The following is a 16,998-nucleotide window of genomic DNA, read 5'->3' on the forward strand; positions in this document are numbered from 1 at the left end:
GCCATGATCCGCACCGCCCTGCTCAGCACTGCCTTGACTGCCCTGGCCCTGGCCGGCAGTGCCCACGCCGCCGACCTGGCCGTGACCGTGCACGACGTCCGCGCGCAGACCGGCACCCTGCGCGTTGCGCTGGTCGGCAACGCCGCCGCCTGGGACGGCAAGGCCAAGCCCGTGCAGGCCCAGCAGGCGGCGCCCAGCGGCGACAGTGCCCACTTCACGTTCAAGGGCGTGCCGGCCGGCAGCTATGCCGTGCTGCTCACCCACGACGAGAACGACAACGGCAAGCTCGACACCAACCTGGTCGGGATGCCGGTGGAAGGCTACGGCTTCAGCAACAACCCGCAGGTGATGCGCAAGCCGACCTTCGACGAGGCGCGCGTCGACGTGCCGGCCGCCGGCACCGCCATCGACATCACCCTGCGCTGATTCCGCATCCATACCCGAGGCCACCATGGACCGTCGCCGCTTCCTTCGTACCCTGCTCAGCAGCAGTGCCTGCCTGGCCCTGGGCGCCACCGCGCTGCGCAGCGCTCCCGCCTTCGCCGGCGACCCGGCGCGGTTCGCGCAGGGCATGCAGGAACACCCGTGGCTGCTTGGCTGGCGCAGCGTCGGCAGCGAAAGCCTCGGCCCGGCCACCGTGCAGTTGCAGGGAAAGCTGCCGTCAGGCCTGGCCGGTACGCTGTACCGCAACGGCCCGGCGTGGACCGAGCGCGATGGCTTCCGCTATGACCACTGGTTCGACGGCGACGGCATGGTGCATGGCTGGCGCTTCAATGGTGATGGCAGCCTGACCCATCACGGGCGCATGGTCGCCACGCCGAAATTCACCCGTGAACAGAAGGCCGGCCGCTTCCAGTATCCGGCTGCCGGCACCAGCGTTCCCGGTGCGCTGGCAGTTCGAAACAACGACGATGCCAACGTGGCGAACACTTCGGTAACCATGATCAATGGCCGCCTGTTCGCGCTGTGCGAGTCCGGTTCGGCGTTCGAAGTAGATCCCGATTCGCTGCAGACACTGGGTCCGGTGACCTGGCGTCCGGACCTCGCTGCACTGCCGTTCTCGGCGCACCCGCTGCGCGACCGCGACGGCAGCCTCTGGAACTTCGGCTCGATCAGCCTGATGGGGGGCCATGGCCTGCTGGTCTGGCACATCGGTGCGAACGGCCAGCTGCGCAGCGCCAATGTGATCGAAACACCCGAGCATGGCTACCTGCATGCCTTCGCGATGACCGACCAGCACCTGGTGTTCGTGATGATGCCGTTCGATTTCACCGGCGCAGGCGGCAGCTTCTTCGAGCGCATGCAGTTCGCACCGCAGCGTCCCGTACGCATCGCGGTGGTCGCCAAGGATGCGCCGGACAAGGCGCAGTGGTTCGAAGCCCCGTTCGCGGCGATCTACCACTTCGGCGACGCGTTCACCCGCGATGGCGGCATCGTGCTGCGCGCAGTGCGCCACGATGACATCAATGAGGCGCGCTCGCCGATGAAGGAAGCGATGGCCGGTGATGGCGCACACGCTGCCAACAGTGGCGCCAGCCTGGTCGAGCTGCATCTGGACCTGCGTCGTGGCCAGGCCCGCTGGCAGATGTTGGGCATCAGCGCAGTGGAGTTCCCGTTGTTCGACCCGCGCTCGGCGAACACACGTGGCGCACGGCTGTATGCGCCGACCATCGACGGCACGGCCAATGCGCCGTACTTCAACGCCGTGGCCGCGTTCGACATCGAGCACGGGCGCCGCCAGCTGTGGAACTATGGCCCGGACATCATGGCCGAAGAGCATGTGTTCGTACCGCGCCCGGGCAGCCGCAACGCCGATGATGGCTGGCTGATCGGCACCCTGCTTGACCCGGTGAACAAGCGCAGCGGCCTGGCGGTGCTCGATGCCCGCCACCTGGACGACGGTCCGCTGGCACAGGCCTGGCTGCCCTATGCGGTACCACTGGGCTTCCACGGCACCTTCGCCGCGCGCGGCTGATTCCACGCCACGCGGACACCGTTATTGGCATGCTGGGTCTCCCCTGCCCCGTGGAGTCCCGCATGTCCCTGGCCGACCACCGAAGTACGCTGGCACCGCACGGTTTCCTGCGCGTGGCGATCAACCTGGGCAACCCGGTGCTGGCACAGGGCGATGCGCGCTCACCGCGCGGCCCCTCACTGGAACTGGCTACCGCATTGGCGCAACGGATGGGGGTGCAGGCTCGCTTCACCTGCCACGATGCCGCAGCCTCGGTGGTCGAGGCAGCAGGCGAAGACGGCTGGGATCTGGCCTTCCTGGCCATCGATCCGGCACGTGCCGACCGCATTGCCTTCAGTGCCCCGTACCTGGAGATCGAAGGTACCTATCTGGTTCGCGCGGACAGCCCTTTGCAGCAGGTAGCCGACCTGGATCGCGAGGGGCTGCGCATCGCGGTGGGGCGTGGCGCGGCCTATGACCTGTTCCTCAGTCGCGAACTGCGCCATGCCACGATCGAGCGGGCAGAGACCTCGGCGGCGGCCATCACGTTGTTCGATCAGCAGCGCCTGGATGCCGCCGCCGGTGTACGCCAGCCGCTGGAAGCATGGGCGCAGGTGCATCCCGGCCACCGTGTGCTGGCCGGCCGTTTCACCGCGATCCAGCAGGCAGTGGCGGCGCCGGCCTCACGCCCGGCCGATGCATTGCGGGCGTTGTTCGAGGAAGTGGAGGCGATCAAGGCCGGCCCGTTACTTGAGGAAGCGTTCGCGCGTGCCGGGCAGGCGGTCACGCTGGTGCGATGACTGTAGAGTCGAGCACCAGCAGTCGAGCATGGCTCGACGCTACAGATCCAGATGCAATGGTCGAGCATGGCTCGGCGCTATAGATGTGCGTCTGCCATGTGCCGCACATGCTCGGCGGCCTGCGCGTGCAGCCAGTCGCGGAACGCAAGGAAACCGCGATGGCTGGCCGAGCGCTGCGGGTACACCAGCCAATGCGGCCAGTCGGTCTTCAGGCGCTGGCTGGACAGTGCAACCAGCTGGCCCGAATCCAGCAGCAGCCGCGCCCGCGTCACCCGCCCGAGCGCTACGCCCACGCCATCCAGAGCGGCGCGATGGTGCGCTTCCGAATCATCCAGCACCGCCACGAAACGCGACGGCGGGCTCTGCCCGCTCAACGCGAACCAGGCGCCCCACGCGCCGTCCGGATCGCCGAGCAGCGGCCACCGGGTCAACGGCACACGGTCAATGCCGCCCATGCGTTCGATCAGCGCCGGGCTCGCCATCGGCACCAGCCACTCGTCGAACAGCGGTTCCACCACCAGGCCCGGCCATTGCCCGCTGCCCAGACGCAGCGCGGCGTCGAACTGGCGCTGCCGCTCGAAATCAATCAGGCGTTCACTCGACTGCAGGTTGATCTCGATCTGTGGATGCTCGGCCACGAAGTGACCCAGGCGCGGCACCAGCCAGGCCGACGCCATCGACGGCACCGCGCTGATCGTCAGCACGTGCTCGGCACGTGCGGCATAGGGCTGGAAGGCTTCGTTGATCGCATCCAGATGCGGTCCGACCTGGTCGAGCAGGCGCTGCCCCTCAAGGGTGAGGGTGACACCACGCGGCTGGCGGATCAGCAGCGGCTGCCCGAGCCGTTCTTCCAGCTGCCGCATCTGATGGCTGAGCGCACTGACGGTCAGGTTCATCGACGCCGCCGCGCGCGACAGGTTGCCGAGCCGAGCAGCAGCCACGAAGCCCTGCAGGGCATGGAGCGGAGGGCGGGACATCAGGCTTGAATTCCTCTCAAGGCATGCTTGCGGAAATGTCGCTTTTTGCCCGTCCATGCTGCCCGTATCGTGCAATCCACTCAAGTGGAGGCACGCTCATGAACATCTTCAGCGGCTTGTTGTTCCTGCACGGCCACGTGGCCAGCGCCGAGCTGGCACGCCAGCTGGCCAGCCCGTCGCCGACGCCCAGCACCGCCCCCGGTAGTGCCGGCCGCTGGCCGGCAACCTCGCCGACCGGGAAACCTGCAGCTGCCAGCCAGCGGCCGGCACACCCCTAACGCTGCAGCGCTTCCTGCACCGCGGCAGACACGTCGGTGTTGTCGATGTAACTGCCGTCGTTCCAGCGCACATGCTGGCGGTAGCCGGCATCGACGCCCCGCACGCGCTGGCCCAGCAGTTCCGCGCCCGCCCCCTTGGCCCACAACGGCACCAGTGCATTGGAATGGTTGCCGGTGGGACGGAAGCTGATCCCGGGCATGCGTCCACGGCCGTTGTTGCGCACCGGCTCGAAGGCGACGTTCTGTGCATCCGGGCCCATCGGCATGCTGTTGTCGTGGTCGGTCGTGACGATCAGCAGGTTGCGCTCCCAGCCACCGTTGCGTTCGATCCACTCGATCACTGCTGTCACCGCGTCGTTGAACTCCACGGTTTCCTCGATCAGCCGGCCGTACTGCGGCTGGTCGCTGCACTGGCCGTAGTGCCATTCAGTGCCGCAGGCACTGGTATGGGCGGCCCAGTCGGTGGCGCCACCTTCCACCATCAGGAACAGGCCGTTGGACGAACGCTGCTGCAGGAACTGCAGTGCGCCACGCGTCATGGTCGCCAGATCGGGCACGCTGTCGATCTTCCTCACTCCCGAAGGCGTGGCTGCATCCTTGCCCAGCACCTGCAGCTGGCGCGCCTGCTGCAGCGTGTTGGCCACGCGCGGCACGCCGATCAGCGGCCGGTCGGCCGGCAACCGTCCCTGCGCCAGCGCGGCGAACGCTTCCTTGCTGCGGATCAGGCGCCACGGCCCCGACGGATTGCCGCCGATGGTGCTGCCCGCTTCCAGCTGCTGCCAATCCTGCTGCGACACCCATTCCCACGGGTTCGCGCAGCCCTCGGCCTTGGCCGTGCCGGCACTCTCGTCACAGGCGCGACCATCAACGCTGTAGCCCGGGCCTCCGGTGCCCATCACCAGATCCATATGCCCCTGCGCCAGCATCTGATGGGCGATGGCGTGATAGTTGTTGCGCGATTCGTTCTGCGCCGCGAACGCGGCCGGCGTGGCATGCGCGAACGGTACCGAAGTCACCACGCCGGTGGCCATGCCCAGGCGCTTGGCGCGCAGCGTATTGAACTCGACCGGATTGCCATCGTTGTTGAAGTTGATGGCGTTGTTGTAGGTCTTGATGCCCGAGGACAACGCGGTGCCCGCCGCCGCACTGTCGGTAGCCACCGCAGCCAGGTACTGGTAGCCCGCAAACGGCAGGTCCTGCGCAGGAACCGGTGTGTCATCCCAGGCCTTGCCCGCGTCGTAGCCCAGGGTCTGCGCGTTGTCGCGGGTCGGCTGGCTGCTGGCGTTCAACGGGAAGGTGGTTACCGCCAGGCGCTGCGGAAAATCCGCATACGGCGCCCGTTCGCGGCTGCCGTATTGCCAGTAGGCGGCGGCGTCCCAGGTGCCCCAACCGGCGCCGTCGTTGATCATCACGATCACGTTGTGCGGGCGCGCTGGGCCGGAAGCAACAGCCTCGGCGCGCAGATTGGGCTGGCAGCCGCCAAGTGCGGCCAGCGCGAGCAGCAACGAAGAATGAAGCCAGCGGCGTGGAATGCGTGCAGTCATCGGGTGTCCCGTCGGGCCATCGGCAGCCCACAATGTCGATACGTTATATCGTTGCAATATTGCAGCTTCGTGCAGCCGCTGCACACTATCCTGCAGGCCCCCACTGCCATCCTCGTTTCCATGCCGTCTCCTGCTCCCGCGCGTGCACCGCTGTCCTCCATCACCCTCGATGCGGCAACGTTCGCGGTGATTCACCAGCACAACGCGGACATCGCCAGGCAACCGGCCTCGCTGACCAAGCTGATGACCGCCTATGCCGCGTACGAATGCGTCGAAGAGAACGGAGGCGCGTGGGACGAAGCGGTCACCATCGCCGCCGGGGATGTGCACGCGGTAGCCGATGATGAAACGCGCATGGGCCTGGTGCCCGGTGAAACAGTCACCCTCGCGCGCCTGCTGGAAGGACTGATGATCGTCTCCGGCAATGACGCGGCGCTGGCCATCGCGCGCCATCTGGACGGATCACAGCCTGCGTTCCTGGAGCGCATGAACCGGCACGCGCGCCAGCTCGGCCTGCGCAGCAGCTGGTTCGCCAGCGTGTCCGGCATCACCACCCCGCACCATGCGTCCAGCGCGCGCGACATGGCGGTGCTGGCCGCCTGCCTGTTGAACGATCATCCGCAGATCCTGGCGATCACCGCGCAGCGCGTGTTCGCGCACGGCAGCTTCAGCCGCAGCAACCAGAACGCCCTGCTTGGCGATCACGGCGTGGATGGCTTGAAGACCGGCTACACCCAGGCCGCAGGCTTCTGCCTGGCCGCCACCGCCTGCCGGGCAGTGCCCGGGCGGGATCAGCCGGTGCGCCTGATCACCGTGGTGCTGGGTTCTGAAAGCCGCGACGCACGCGATGCCCTTGTGCGCGAGCGGCTGGCCGCCGGGTTCGCGGCGCTGGCCGACAGCACCGCCGACGCCTGAGCGGATCAGCGCCGCTTGACCGTTGCCACGATCAGCCGCTGCAGCTCGGCTTCGGCTGCGGCATTGTCCAGCGCGCCTGCTGCCACGGCTTCGGACAGGGCTTCGGCCGCACCGAGAATCGCCCAGCGCCCGGCCAATGGCACCGTGCCGTCGGCAGCAAACGGGCCCAGCCAGGTATCGCAGTTGTCGATGAAATCCTGCTGGTAGCGCCGCCGCACCTCGTGCAGTTCCGGCGCGCCCACCAGCGCGGCGAGGATGCCCTGCACTTCACTGCCCTGGCTGAGGATGCAGTCGATGTAGCCGGAGGCGATGGCCGCCGCACGATCGGCCAACTGCGCCCGGGCACGGCCGATGCGCTCGTTGAACACCACCGTCTGGCGGCCGTCGTAGTCATCGTAGAGCGCGGCCAGCAGGCCGTTGCGGGTCACGAAGTGATCGTAGGCCACCGGCTTGGTCACGCCCGCGGCCTCGGCCAGCCGGCCCAGGGTCAACGCGTCGGTGCCTTCTTCGCCAACCAGCGCCCAGGCCACGTCCAGCAACTGGCGGGCGCGTTGCTCGCGGGTCAATCGGCGGCGCGTGGGAGCGGCGTTGGCAGGCATCGGCGGAACACGGCGATCAGTGCATCGGAGTTCCAATTTTACGGCCGATCGCCAGCGCGGTCTGCAGATGCGTTTCGGCCGCACCGGTATCGGCATCCAGCAGCAGGTCTGACGTCAGCACGTGCGCGCCGCAGTAGTCGAAGATGCCCATGTCGATCTGCGTCTTCATCGCCGCGCCGTAACCGCGCCGTTCGATCATGTCCGCGCCGGCCCCACCGATGCCGACCAGGTGCACGCGCAACCGCTGCAGCTTCTTCTGCACCTTGCCGTCTGCACCGTCCTGGTAGGCCCAGCCCTGGGTGAACACGCGATCGATCCAGCCCTTCAGCAGCGCGGGGAACGACCACCAGTACAGCGGGTAGACCAGTACCAGCGTGTCGGCAGCATCCAGCCGCGCCTGCTCGGCGGCGACGTCGGCTGGAGGTGCGCCGGTGCCACGGAACAGCGCCTGGTCGTGCGTGTTGAAGCGCGGATCGAAGCCTTCGGCCATCAGATCGGCATGGGTCACGGTATTGGCGGTATCCGTTGCGGTGATGGCTTCGCCGATGCGCCTGGCGATGGCATGGGTCAACGCGGCGGATTCAGGATGGGCGGTAACGATGAGGGTGTGCATGGGGGATGTCCGGAATTCACTACCTACCAATAGTAGGTAATGGCACCCGGGACACCAGCGCCATGCGTGGGACGCTGTTTCCGCATCCGCCGTATAGTGCGGCGGTTCCCGCTGAGATACCCGACGATGCACCGATACCTGCTCGCCCTTCTGCTGGCCCTGCCGATGGCAATGGCCGTTGCGCCAGCGCTGGCCGGTGAGCTCAGTCCGGAAGACTCGGCCGCATTGCGCCAGGACGTGCAGGCGATGATGGGCGCATTCGCCCGCGGCGATGCCGAGTTGATCATCGCCCGAACCCATCCCAGCCTGAAGCGCCTGGCCGGGGGCGATGAGGCCTATGCGCGTATGACTCGCGACACCCTGAAAGAGCTGCGCAAGGCCGGGGTCACCATCATCAGCGACGAGGCCGGCGTGCCGGGCCACACCTATGCAGCCGGTGATGAGGAAGTCTGCTTCGTGCCACGCCACTCGCTGCTGCGCGTGCGCGAGGCGCCGATGCGCAGCACCTCGTTCATGCTCGCCGTGCGCCGCGTCGGCACAGCCCAATGGAGTTTCATTGACGGTGCTGCGTTGCTGGACAATCCCGCGCTGCTTCGGCAACTGCTGCCAGCGTTGGAGCCTGGGGTGACGCTGCCCAAGGGTGGGATGGAAGCGCTGTAATCGCAGGCGCATCCATCCACGCATGGCGTGGATCTACTATCCCTGCTGGTCTGGGACTGCACCGGGATTTCGCTCAACGGAACAGCGCGTTCAACGCGGCCCCGGAAGCCGCCTGCTGCAGGCCGTCGAAGCGTCCGTCCTGCACGATCGGCTGTGTCGCCTGCATCAGTCCGCCCCATGCAGCACGGGCCAATGCGCCGCCCAGGCTGACCCGGCGCACGCCGAGTGCGGCGATGTCCTGCAGGCTCAGCGGTGTCGGTCCACCGACCAGCAGGTTCACCGGCTTCGATCCCGCAGCGGCGACCACCGCGCTGATCTGCTCGCGTGTGTTGATGCCCGGTGCATACAGCACATCGGCACCGGCCTCGGCATAGGCGCGCAGGCGCTGCAGGGTGTCCTGCAGATCCGGCACGCCGACGAAGAAGTTCTCGGCACGGCCGACCAGCAGCACGTCGCCACCCGCGCGGTCGATGGCTGCACGGGCAGCGCGCAGGCGCTCGACCGCCTGATCGATCGAACGCAGCGGTGCATCGGCGACGCCGCTGGCATCCTCGATCGACAATGCTGCGATGCCGGTGTCGATCGCCGCCGCCACCGCCTCCTGCACCGCCTGCGGCGTATCACCGAAGCCATCGCCGAAATCGGCGTTCAACGGCAGCGGCGTCGCTGCCGCCATCAGGCGCAGATGGTCCAGCGTGGCCTGCAGCGAAACCGCTCCGTCCGGCCGCCCTTCACTCCAGGCGCAGCCGGCACTGGTCGTGGCCAGTGCCTGGAAGCCCTGCCGCTGCAGGTAGCGGGCACTGCCCACGTCCCACGGATTGGGCAGTACGAAGCACCCAGCTGCATGCAGCTGGCGGAAGGCCACGCGCTTGCGTTGGGTATCGGCATCGGGCGAGGTCATGGCGAGCTCCGGGGCGAAAGACCTGCACCCTAGCCCGCCCCGCAGCCGCGCTCAATGACGACCAGGTCGAACCTGCATGAGGTGATGCCGCCTGCTTATTGGACGCTGTGGATGCAGGTGCCCGAGCGTGCTTGCCTGCCCACACGATGCCGCCACGGAGCCCTCCATGCACCCGGACCCGCAGACCCTCGTCGACGCCGGCGACGATGACGCCCACTGGGCCGACCTGCTCTCACCCACGCGCCGACGCCTGATCGCATCGGCCGGTCTGGCCGCCGGCGGCCTGGCCAGTGTGTCGACCGCCGCCGCAGCCCCGCGCGGCGAAAGCACGGTGAACACCACCGAACCCGGGCGCCCCGGCTTCCGTGCCATCGTCCCGCCGCCGGTGAAGGGCAGCAGCCCCTGGGGCCAGGTCACCGCCAGCGAACCGACCCCGCGCCCAGCCAGCGTGCGTCCCGGGGAGGCCACCCTGCCCGCGACCCCACGTGCCTACACCGACATCAAGAGCTATCACGCGCATATCTACTTCGACGAGGACAGCTTCGAGAAAGCTGCGCTGCTGCGGCGCTGGGCGGCCGAGCGCTTCCCGGTGGAGCTGGGCAACTGGAACCTGGAACCACGCGGACCGCACGTCACCCCGTCGTTCTATTTCGGCTTCACCAACGACCTGCTGCCGGTGCTGGTGCCTTGGCTGCAGCTCAACAGCCTGGGCCTGACCATCCTGATCCACCCCAATACCGGTGATGGCCGCGCCGACCATCTGTATTACGCGTTGTGGGTGAACCGCGCGTAGCCGGTGAACGCCTACAACTGGCCGGCACCGAAGCCGGGGGAACGGGAGCCCTTGGAGGAGGTGTTCCCGAACGTGGTGCCGACGGTGCCGCTGGAGACGTGAGCGGGTGCGTGGCGGGGGCGGTGGGTGGCGTGCAGCGCACCATGGGCTGCCCCTCGGTGGGTGCGTAGCCTGCTGCGCACCGAACTTCCTTCATCCACGCATGGCGTGGATCTACCGCATCACAGCCCGTTGCGGCATCGGTCATCGCGCGGCCTGCCGCCATCGTCGGCCTACGTGCACGCATCCCCCAGCTGCACGGCGTTCAGCGCGCCTTGATCCAGCGCCCGCCATACGGCCGCAAGCCCTCCGGGGAATTTCAAACAATCGATTGAAACGCTGCAAACTTCGCCGAACTGGACAGCATCCGCCGGTTCCGCCAGACTGCCGCCCTTTCCCGTCTTCCGGATCCCATGGCGAAGCTGCTGGTCCTGCACGGCCCCAACCTCAACCTGCTCGGCACCCGCGAGCCGGAGGTCTACGGCCACACCACGCTGGCCGACATCGACCAGGCGCTGGCCGCCCAGGCCTCGGCTGCCGGGCACGCGGTGGAGAGCCTGCAGTCCAATGCCGAGCACGTGCTGGTGGACCGCGTGCAGGCCGCACGCGACGACGGAACCGCTTTCATCCTGATCAACCCCGCCGCCTTCACCCACACCTCGGTCGCCCTGCGCGATGCGCTGGCGGCGGTGGCGGTGCCGTTCATCGAGATCCACCTGTCCAACCCGCATACCCGCGAACCGTTCCGCCAGCACAGCTACTTCAGTGACAAGGCCGTGGGCGTGGTCTGCGGTTTCGGCGCCGACAGCTACCGCTACGCGATGGACGCGGCGCTGCTGCGCGTGCAGGCGGCCCACGCGTGAAGATGCTCCCAAGAGTGCTTGCCTGCATCGTGCTGTGGGCCGGCGTGTGCGGCGCCAGCATCGCCGCCGAGCGCGCGGCCGCCGGCATTGATTGCGCGCAGCCGACCGGCGGCTACGAGCGCGACATGTGCGATTCCGATCGCCTGGATGACGCCGACAGCGCATTGAACGCCGTTTACGTCCAGGCGCGCGGCGAACTGAAGGCGCAGGCCGCCGATGGCAGCTGCAGCCGCTGCGCAGCGGCCGAACAGCAGCTGGTGAAGGCCCAGCGCATCTGGATAACCCTGCGCGATGCAGACTGCGAGGCAGTCTACGCCTTCAATGCAGACGGCACCTCGCGCAACCCTGCGAAGATGCAGTGCCTGATCACCCAGACGCGCGACCGTACGCGGCAGCTGCGCGAGTTCTACGAACTGCTTTGACCCGAGCGCGATGCGCTTCCCACCACACTGACATCAAGAGCAAAGAGGCCACCATGGATCTCCGCAAAATCAAGAAGCTGATCGACCTGCTGGAAGAGTCGAACCTGGCTGAAATCGAAATCAAGGAAGGCGAAGAGTCGGTGCGCCTGTCGCGCGCCCCGGTGGCCGGCTATGCCGCCCCGGTCGCCGCCCCGGTGTACGCCGCTCCGGCCGCTCCGGCGCCGCAGGCGATGCCGATGCAGTCGCCGACCGAAGCCTCCACCGGTGGCACCGCCAAGCCGGGCCCGGCGCTGCCGGAAGGCCACGTGCTGCGCTCGCCGATGGTCGGCACCTTCTACGCGTCGTCCGCCCCGGACAAGCCGGCGTTCGTCAGCGTTGGCCAGCAGGTCAAGGAAGGCGAGACCCTGGCCATCATCGAAGCGATGAAGATGTTCAACCCGATCGAAGCCGACAAGTCCGGCACCATCGTCGCCATCCTCGGCGAGAACGGCCAGCCGGTCGAATTCGACCAGCCGCTGTTCGTGATCGGCTGAGGGGCACGCCATGCTCGACAAAGTCGTCATCGCCAACCGAGGGGAAATCGCGCTGCGCATCCTGCGCGCGTGCCACACCCTCGGCATCCGCACGGTGGCCGTGCATTCCACGGTCGACCGCAACCTCAAGCACGTGGCCATGGCCGACGAGTCGGTCTGCATCGGTCCGGCGCCGTCGCCGCAGAGCTACCTCAACATCCCGGCACTGATCGCCGCGGCGGAAGTCACCGACGCCCAGGCCATCCACCCGGGCTACGGCTTCCTGTCGGAGAACGCCGACTTCGCCGAGCGCGTGGAAGAGTCCGGTTTCATCTTCATCGGCCCCAAGGCCGACACCATCCGCATGATGGGTGACAAGGTCGAAGCCATCCGCGCGATGAAGTCCGCCGGCGTGCCGTGCGTGCCCGGCTCGGGCGGCCCGCTGGGCGAAGACATCGTCGCCAACACCAAGATCGCCCGTGAGATCGGCTACCCGGTCATCATCAAGGCGGCCGGTGGTGGCGGTGGCCGCGGCATGCGCGTGGTGCACGCCGAAGCCTCGCTGAAGACCTCGATCGAAACCACCAAGAGCGAGGCCAAGGCCGCGTTCGGCAATGGCGAGGTCTACATGGAGAAGTTCCTGGAGAACCCGCGCCACGTGGAAATCCAGGTACTGGCCGACGGCCAGGGCAACGCCATCCACCTGGGCGAGCGTGACTGCTCGATGCAGCGCCGCCACCAGAAGGTGGTGGAAGAAGCGCCGGCACCGGGCATCACTGCCGAGCAGCGCGAGCAGATCGGCAAGGTCTGCACCGAAGCCTGCGTACGCATCGGCTACCGTGGTGCCGGCACGTTCGAGTTCCTGTACGAGGACGGCCGCTTCTACTTCATCGAAATGAACACCCGCATCCAGGTGGAACATCCGGTTACCGAAATGGTCACCGGCATCGACCTGGTGGCTGAGCAGCTGAAGATCGCCGCCGGCCAGAAGCTGTCGATCAAGCAGAGCGACGTGGTGCTGACCGGCCATGCCATCGAATGCCGCATCAACGCCGAAGATGCGGAGACCTTCGTGCCGAGCCCGGGCACCATCACCGGCTTCCATCCGCCGGGCGGCCCCGGCGTCCGCGTGGACACCCACATCTACAGTGGCTACCGCGTGCCGTCGAACTACGACTCGATGATCGGCAAGCTGATCGTGCACGGCCCGGACCGCGAAACCGCCATTGCCCGCATGCGCGTGGCACTGAGCGAAATGGTGGTCGATGGCATCAAGACCAACGTCGCCCTGCAGCAGCGGATCATGCGCGACAAGGGCTTCCAGGCCGGTGGCCAGAACATCCACTACCTGGAAAAGCGCCTGGCCGAACGCAAGAACAAGCCGATCGCGCTGACCTGATCGGCGCCACGTGCTGGACATGAAAAGGGCGGGGATATCCCCGCCCTTTTCTGTTGCTGCAGCGCCGAGCCCATGCTCGGCTTGCCGGAAAGCTCAGCCGAGCGTGGGCTCGGCGCTACAGCAGGCGCATCAGCGCTTGTCGGCAGCTTCGGCCGGAATCTGCGAGTTCGCCAGCGGACGCACGCCATTGGGCGACGTCGGGTCGACGATCACCATGGTCTCGGTCGAACCATCCGGCCACACCACCTGGAAGGTGCTGCCCGCCGGCAGCGACGCGAACGGCATGCCGCTCTGCGCGCGATAGACCGCGGCCACCTGGCTGGCACCGGCACGGCGCACGTCTTCCTGCGCCTTCACCGTGGTCAGTTCCACCTTCGACAGATGCCGGTAGCGATCTTCATAGGTATCGATCATCAACAGGCCAACCGCGCCGGCCGAGTAGGCCACGAACAGGGCCACCCAGAACCAGAACTTGGCCCCGTGCAGGAATCGGCGGTAGTTCATTGCTCGTTCCTCTTTCCAACCAATCGCTTGATCCATTCCTTCATCTTCCCAGCGCCCTGCCGCGATACCGCAGCGTCATACACGAAATCCCGGAAATCCTGCGTACCATCCTGCGAACAGATCCCTCCGTTCGCACAAAAACTGTTGACCAGCACACTGTCTGCCACACACGGTAGACCGAGTTCGCAGGCCGCAAGCCGCCATGCGAGTTCACTGAGCTGCTCGCCCGCCACCAGGCCGTTGAGCGCGCGGTCACCCGAGGCGCGCACGCCCATGCCCGGTGCGATCGCCATGAAGGCCTCCGGGTCGCGCGAGGTGCGCACCCGTTCAACCAGGTCACGGCGGTACTCGGGGCTGTCCTGCAGCGGTTCGCCCTCGGCGAACAACGCAGCCTCAGCAGCCAGATTGCCTTGTGCGGCCGCCTTGCGACGTTCGGACAGCACCAAGGCCGTGCCCAGCTTGTCGCCCGGCACGAAACCACCACAACGCTGCGCGACGCGTTCGCGCGCCTGCACCATCGCCGGTGCGGCGGTCAGGCCCAGCCCGGCCAGCACGTTGTTGTCCAAGCGGTAGCCACCCGGATCGACCGCGTACTGCGCGCAGTAGTCATAGACACGGCTGAGCATCCAGCGCGCCTCGTGGTTGCCTTCGTCCGCCTGGGCACGCAACCGCTGAGCATAGGCATACAGGTCGGTGGCGTCTTCGATATCGGCGCGGAGATCCAGGGGCAGCCCGGACGGCAATGCGTTGCCACGCTCGAAGGGTGCCAGGCGGCGCGCGAGCGCCTCCGGCATCACCGGCAGCGGCGCCGCACTGTCAACGGCCGCGACCGCACCTGCCAGATCCGCCGACGCTACCGAAGACGTCGCAGCATGGCCGCTGGCCCGATAACCGGCCACGCCCAGCACGGCCACGGCCGGCAGTACGAGCAACCAGGTTTTCAGGGTCGGAGCGAAGGCCATCGGCGGCGGTAGGCGATGCGGCGCATAGGAAAGCACGAAGTTTAGCAAGGCCCGACGGGCCTGTCTGAACGGGCTTCGATCATCTCGGAGCGGCATCTCAGGCAATACGGAGACGCCCCGATGGTCTAGCATGGCCCCCTTTCCTGCGATTGCCCCCAACCACCATGCCGTTCCTGGAACTGACCCTGCGCTGCACCGAAGCCACCCAGCCCCGCTATGAAAATGCGCTGGAGGACGTTGGTGCACTGGCCGTGACCCTGCTCGATGCCGAGGCCGATACCAGCAACGAACAGGCCATTCTCGAACCGGGCGTGGGCGAGACCCCGCTGTGGGACACGCTGGTGCTGAGCGCGCTGTTCCCCACCGACAGCAACGCGCTGTTGCTGCTGGCCGCACTGGAATCCTTCGATCCGGAGCTGGACTGGAGCAGCGGCAGCTTCCGCGCGGTCGAAGATGAAGACTGGGAACGTGCCTGGCTCGACCAGTTCCAGCCGATGGACTTCGGCAGCCGTACCTGGATCGTGCCGTGGAACCATGAACTGCCGGAGGCCGCACAGGCCCCCGATGCCGCCGTGGTGCGATTGGACCCGGGCCTGGCGTTCGGTTCGGGCACCCACCCGACCACCGCACTGTGCCTGCGCTGGCTGGACCAGTTGACGGTCGATGGCCTGCTGCAGGGCCAGCGCGTGCTCGACTTCGGTTGCGGCTCGGGCATCCTCGCACTGGCCGCGCTGAAGCTGGGCGCCGCCGAAGCCATCGGCGTGGACAACGATCCGCAGGCCCTGGTCGCCACCGCCGACAATGCCGAGCGCAACGGCGAGCAGGCCCGCATGCACGTGTACCTGCCGCAGGACGAACCGGTCGCGACCTATCCGATCGTGGTCGCCAACATCCTCGCCTCGGCGCTGGATGCGCTGGCCGAACTGCTGGCTGCGCGCGTTGCTGCCGGTGGCCGCATCGCCCTGTCCGGCATCCTGCATGGCCAGGAAGGCGAACTGCTGAAGCGCTATGCAGCATGGTTCGACGATCTGCAGGCCACCCAGGATGGCGACTGGATGCGCATCACCGGCGTGCGCCGCGCCTGATCGTGGTTGAATGACCGCTGGATCCGAGCCCGCGCCCTGAGCATGTCCGAGCCGAACCCACCGCGCCGTCCCCTGGCCACCTTCCTGCGCACGACGCCGGAGGGTGAGCCTGCGCCTGCGACCGATGCGCGTGCGACCGATGCGCGCATGCAGGACGAAGCCGGGCACGCAACGCCCGTGGAGCAGATGCAGGCCGAGCCCATCGACCTGGCACGCCCACCGGCGACAGAGATGCGACACGACGATGACGTTGTCATCGTTGATGAAGCAGCGGCCATCGAACCGGCGCCGGTCGCGGTGCAGGCAACGGCGGTCGCCAGTGATGCCCCCAGCTTCCTCGGCAGCGCGCGCACGCGCACGCTGCCAGCACCCCGCTGGCACTGGCTGCTGGTCGCCGGGCTGGCATTGCTGCTGGTACTGCAGAGCGTGCTGGCCGACCGCGCGCGGCTGGCCGCCGACGCCGGCAACCGCGCATGGCTGGGCACGCTGTGCGGCGTGCTGCGCTGCAGCCTGCCTGCCTGGCACGAGCCCACTGCGTTCACCATGACCAGCCGCGAGATCCGCCCCCTGCCGGGCCAGGCCGGTGTGCTGCAGGTGCAGGCCAGCATCCGCAATGATGCGCGCTGGGCACAGGCGTGGCCGGACCTGCGGTTGTCATTGTCCGATGCCGATGGCCGGGTGATCGGCAGCGGCGTGTTCACGCCCGCGCAGTACCTGGGCGAGAACCCCGGTGCAGCCCTGCTGGAACCGGGCCAGAGCGCGCGCGTCGCCTTCCGGTTGCAGGAGCCCGCTGCGTCCACCGTCGCATTCACCTTCGACTTCCTCTGACCGGGGAGAGGCGACCAGCCGTGGCAGGCCGGGCACGCTCGCGCTAGACTGGCCGCCACCACCTCGTCCGGCCGCGCGCTCCGCGCGCACGGGCCAACCGAATCGGGAACCCCCTTGAACGCTGTCCTTTCTCGTCCTGACAACAGTCGTGGCGCTCCCCGGCCACCGCTGCGTGAACACGTCGCCCAGTCCGTGCGCCGCTACCTGCGTGACCTTGATGGCTGCGATGCGGACGATGTCTACGAGATCGTGCTGCGCGAGATGGAGATTCCGCTGTTCGTGGAAGTGCTCAACCACTGCGAAGGCAACCAGAGCCGCGCCGCCGCGATGCTGGGCATCCACCGTGCCAC

At 67.6% G+C, this 16,998-nt stretch carries 20 protein-coding genes and 1 pseudogene; 14 read left to right on the forward strand and 7 right to left on the reverse strand.

Annotated features, from left to right (window positions below; genetic code table 11):
- Positions 1–3 precede the first annotated feature (3 nt).
- The 3 genes from N7573_RS03645 to N7573_RS03655 all read left to right on the forward strand — a co-directional run bounded on the left by N7573_RS03645 (position 4) and on the right by N7573_RS03655 (position 2,754).
- Positions 4–426: a DUF2141 domain-containing protein gene (locus N7573_RS03645; protein WP_049463271.1), complete on the forward strand. Its 423-nt coding sequence runs from the start codon at positions 4–6 to the stop codon at positions 424–426.
- 25 nt (positions 427–451) lie between these two features.
- The gene (locus N7573_RS03650) at positions 452–1,975 is read left to right on the forward strand and encodes a carotenoid oxygenase family protein (RefSeq protein WP_279912993.1); all 1,524 of its coding nucleotides are present in this window, start codon (positions 452–454) and stop codon (positions 1,973–1,975) included.
- A 62-nt stretch (positions 1,976–2,037) separates the two neighbouring features.
- Positions 2,038–2,754, forward strand: coding sequence for an ABC transporter substrate-binding protein (locus N7573_RS03655; protein WP_279912992.1), 717 nt, complete (start codon positions 2,038–2,040; stop codon positions 2,752–2,754).
- Positions 2,755–2,831: 77 nt separating this feature from the next.
- Here the strand turns inward: N7573_RS03655 and N7573_RS03660 are convergent, their stop codons facing one another.
- Positions 2,832–3,731: a LysR substrate-binding domain-containing protein gene (locus tag N7573_RS03660; protein WP_049401735.1), complete on the reverse strand. Its 900-nt coding sequence runs from the start codon at positions 3,729–3,731 to the stop codon at positions 2,832–2,834.
- A 98-nt stretch (positions 3,732–3,829) separates the two neighbouring features.
- On the opposite strand from N7573_RS03660, the gene N7573_RS03665 reads away from it, so the two are divergent.
- Positions 3,830–4,009, forward strand: coding sequence for a hypothetical protein (locus N7573_RS03665; RefSeq protein ID WP_049401736.1), 180 nt, complete (start codon positions 3,830–3,832; stop codon positions 4,007–4,009).
- On the opposite strand, the gene N7573_RS03670 is transcribed toward N7573_RS03665, so the two are convergent.
- Positions 4,006–5,553: an alkaline phosphatase gene (locus N7573_RS03670; protein ID WP_279912991.1), complete on the reverse strand. Its 1,548-nt coding sequence runs from the start codon at positions 5,551–5,553 to the stop codon at positions 4,006–4,008. The genes N7573_RS03665 and N7573_RS03670 overlap by 4 nt on opposite strands.
- Positions 5,554–5,673: 120 nt before the next feature.
- On the opposite strand from N7573_RS03670, the gene N7573_RS03675 reads away from it, so the two are divergent.
- Positions 5,674–6,468: a D-alanyl-D-alanine carboxypeptidase family protein gene (locus tag N7573_RS03675; protein ID WP_279912989.1), complete on the forward strand. Its 795-nt coding sequence runs from the start codon at positions 5,674–5,676 to the stop codon at positions 6,466–6,468.
- 5 nt (positions 6,469–6,473) lie between these two features.
- Here the strand turns inward: N7573_RS03675 and N7573_RS03680 are convergent, their stop codons facing one another.
- Entirely contained in the window at positions 6,474–7,067 is a 594-nt protein-coding gene (locus tag N7573_RS03680; protein WP_279912988.1) for a TetR/AcrR family transcriptional regulator, read from the reverse strand.
- Between the two features lie 16 nt (positions 7,068–7,083).
- Positions 7,084–7,680, reverse strand: a complete 597-nt coding sequence (locus N7573_RS03685; RefSeq protein WP_279912987.1) for an NAD(P)H-dependent oxidoreductase — start codon at positions 7,678–7,680, stop codon at positions 7,084–7,086.
- 126 nt (positions 7,681–7,806) lie between these two features.
- Between N7573_RS03685 and N7573_RS03690 the strand changes: the two genes are divergently transcribed.
- Entirely contained in the window at positions 7,807–8,340 is a 534-nt protein-coding gene (locus N7573_RS03690) for a hypothetical protein (RefSeq protein WP_134952030.1), read from the forward strand.
- 73 nt (positions 8,341–8,413) lie between these two features.
- Here N7573_RS03690 and N7573_RS03695 read toward each other — a convergent pair whose 3' ends face one another.
- On the reverse strand, positions 8,414–9,241 hold the full coding sequence (locus N7573_RS03695; protein WP_279912986.1) for an isocitrate lyase/phosphoenolpyruvate mutase family protein: 828 nt from the start codon (positions 9,239–9,241) through the stop codon (positions 8,414–8,416).
- A gap of 166 nt (positions 9,242–9,407) precedes the next feature.
- On the opposite strand from N7573_RS03695, the pseudogene N7573_RS03700 reads away from it, so the two are divergent.
- From N7573_RS03700 to accC, 5 genes and pseudogenes are all read left to right on the forward strand, one after another.
- Positions 9,408–10,136: pseudogene (locus N7573_RS03700) on the forward strand (DOPA 4,5-dioxygenase family protein).
- A 350-nt stretch (positions 10,137–10,486) separates the two neighbouring features.
- Entirely contained in the window at positions 10,487–10,936 is a 450-nt protein-coding gene (gene aroQ, locus N7573_RS03705; protein WP_279912984.1) for a type II 3-dehydroquinate dehydratase, read from the forward strand.
- Positions 10,937–10,938: 2 nt separating this feature from the next.
- Positions 10,939–11,358 carry a lysozyme inhibitor LprI family protein gene (locus N7573_RS03710; RefSeq protein ID WP_279912997.1) on the forward strand — a complete coding sequence of 140 codons (420 nt, stop codon included), beginning with the start codon at positions 10,939–10,941 and terminating at the stop codon, positions 11,356–11,358.
- Positions 11,359–11,411: 53 nt separating this feature from the next.
- The gene (gene accB, locus N7573_RS03715; protein ID WP_032129560.1) at positions 11,412–11,891 is read left to right on the forward strand and encodes an acetyl-CoA carboxylase biotin carboxyl carrier protein; all 480 of its coding nucleotides are present in this window, start codon (positions 11,412–11,414) and stop codon (positions 11,889–11,891) included.
- A 10-nt stretch (positions 11,892–11,901) separates the two neighbouring features.
- Entirely contained in the window at positions 11,902–13,269 is a 1,368-nt protein-coding gene (gene accC, locus N7573_RS03720; RefSeq protein WP_032129559.1) for an acetyl-CoA carboxylase biotin carboxylase subunit, read from the forward strand.
- Positions 13,270–13,398: 129 nt separating this feature from the next.
- Here accC and N7573_RS03725 read toward each other — a convergent pair whose 3' ends face one another.
- A complete protein-coding gene (locus N7573_RS03725) occupies positions 13,399–13,773 on the reverse strand; it encodes a hypothetical protein (RefSeq protein WP_010481078.1) in 375 nt (124 codons plus the stop codon).
- Positions 13,770–14,735, reverse strand: coding sequence for a hypothetical protein (locus tag N7573_RS03730; protein ID WP_279913971.1), 966 nt, complete (start codon positions 14,733–14,735; stop codon positions 13,770–13,772). Before N7573_RS03730 ends, N7573_RS03725 begins: the two co-directional genes overlap by 4 nt.
- A 164-nt stretch (positions 14,736–14,899) precedes the next feature.
- Between N7573_RS03730 and prmA the strand changes: the two genes are divergently transcribed.
- The 3 genes from prmA to fis all read left to right on the forward strand — a co-directional run.
- A complete protein-coding gene (gene prmA / locus N7573_RS03735; RefSeq protein ID WP_279913970.1) occupies positions 14,900–15,820 on the forward strand; it encodes a 50S ribosomal protein L11 methyltransferase in 921 nt (306 codons plus the stop codon).
- A gap of 42 nt (positions 15,821–15,862) precedes the next feature.
- Positions 15,863–16,648: a DUF3426 domain-containing protein gene (locus tag N7573_RS03740; RefSeq protein WP_279913969.1), complete on the forward strand. Its 786-nt coding sequence runs from the start codon at positions 15,863–15,865 to the stop codon at positions 16,646–16,648.
- Between the two features lie 114 nt (positions 16,649–16,762).
- Positions 16,763–16,998, forward strand: a 236-nt coding sequence (fis, locus tag N7573_RS03745) for a DNA-binding transcriptional regulator Fis (RefSeq protein ID WP_279920845.1), incomplete at its 3' end; no start/stop codon positions are given.

The organism is Stenotrophomonas sp. GD04054 (assembly GCF_029836955.1).
GTDB classification, from domain to species: Bacteria; Pseudomonadota; Gammaproteobacteria; order Xanthomonadales; family Xanthomonadaceae; genus Stenotrophomonas; species Stenotrophomonas maltophilia_A.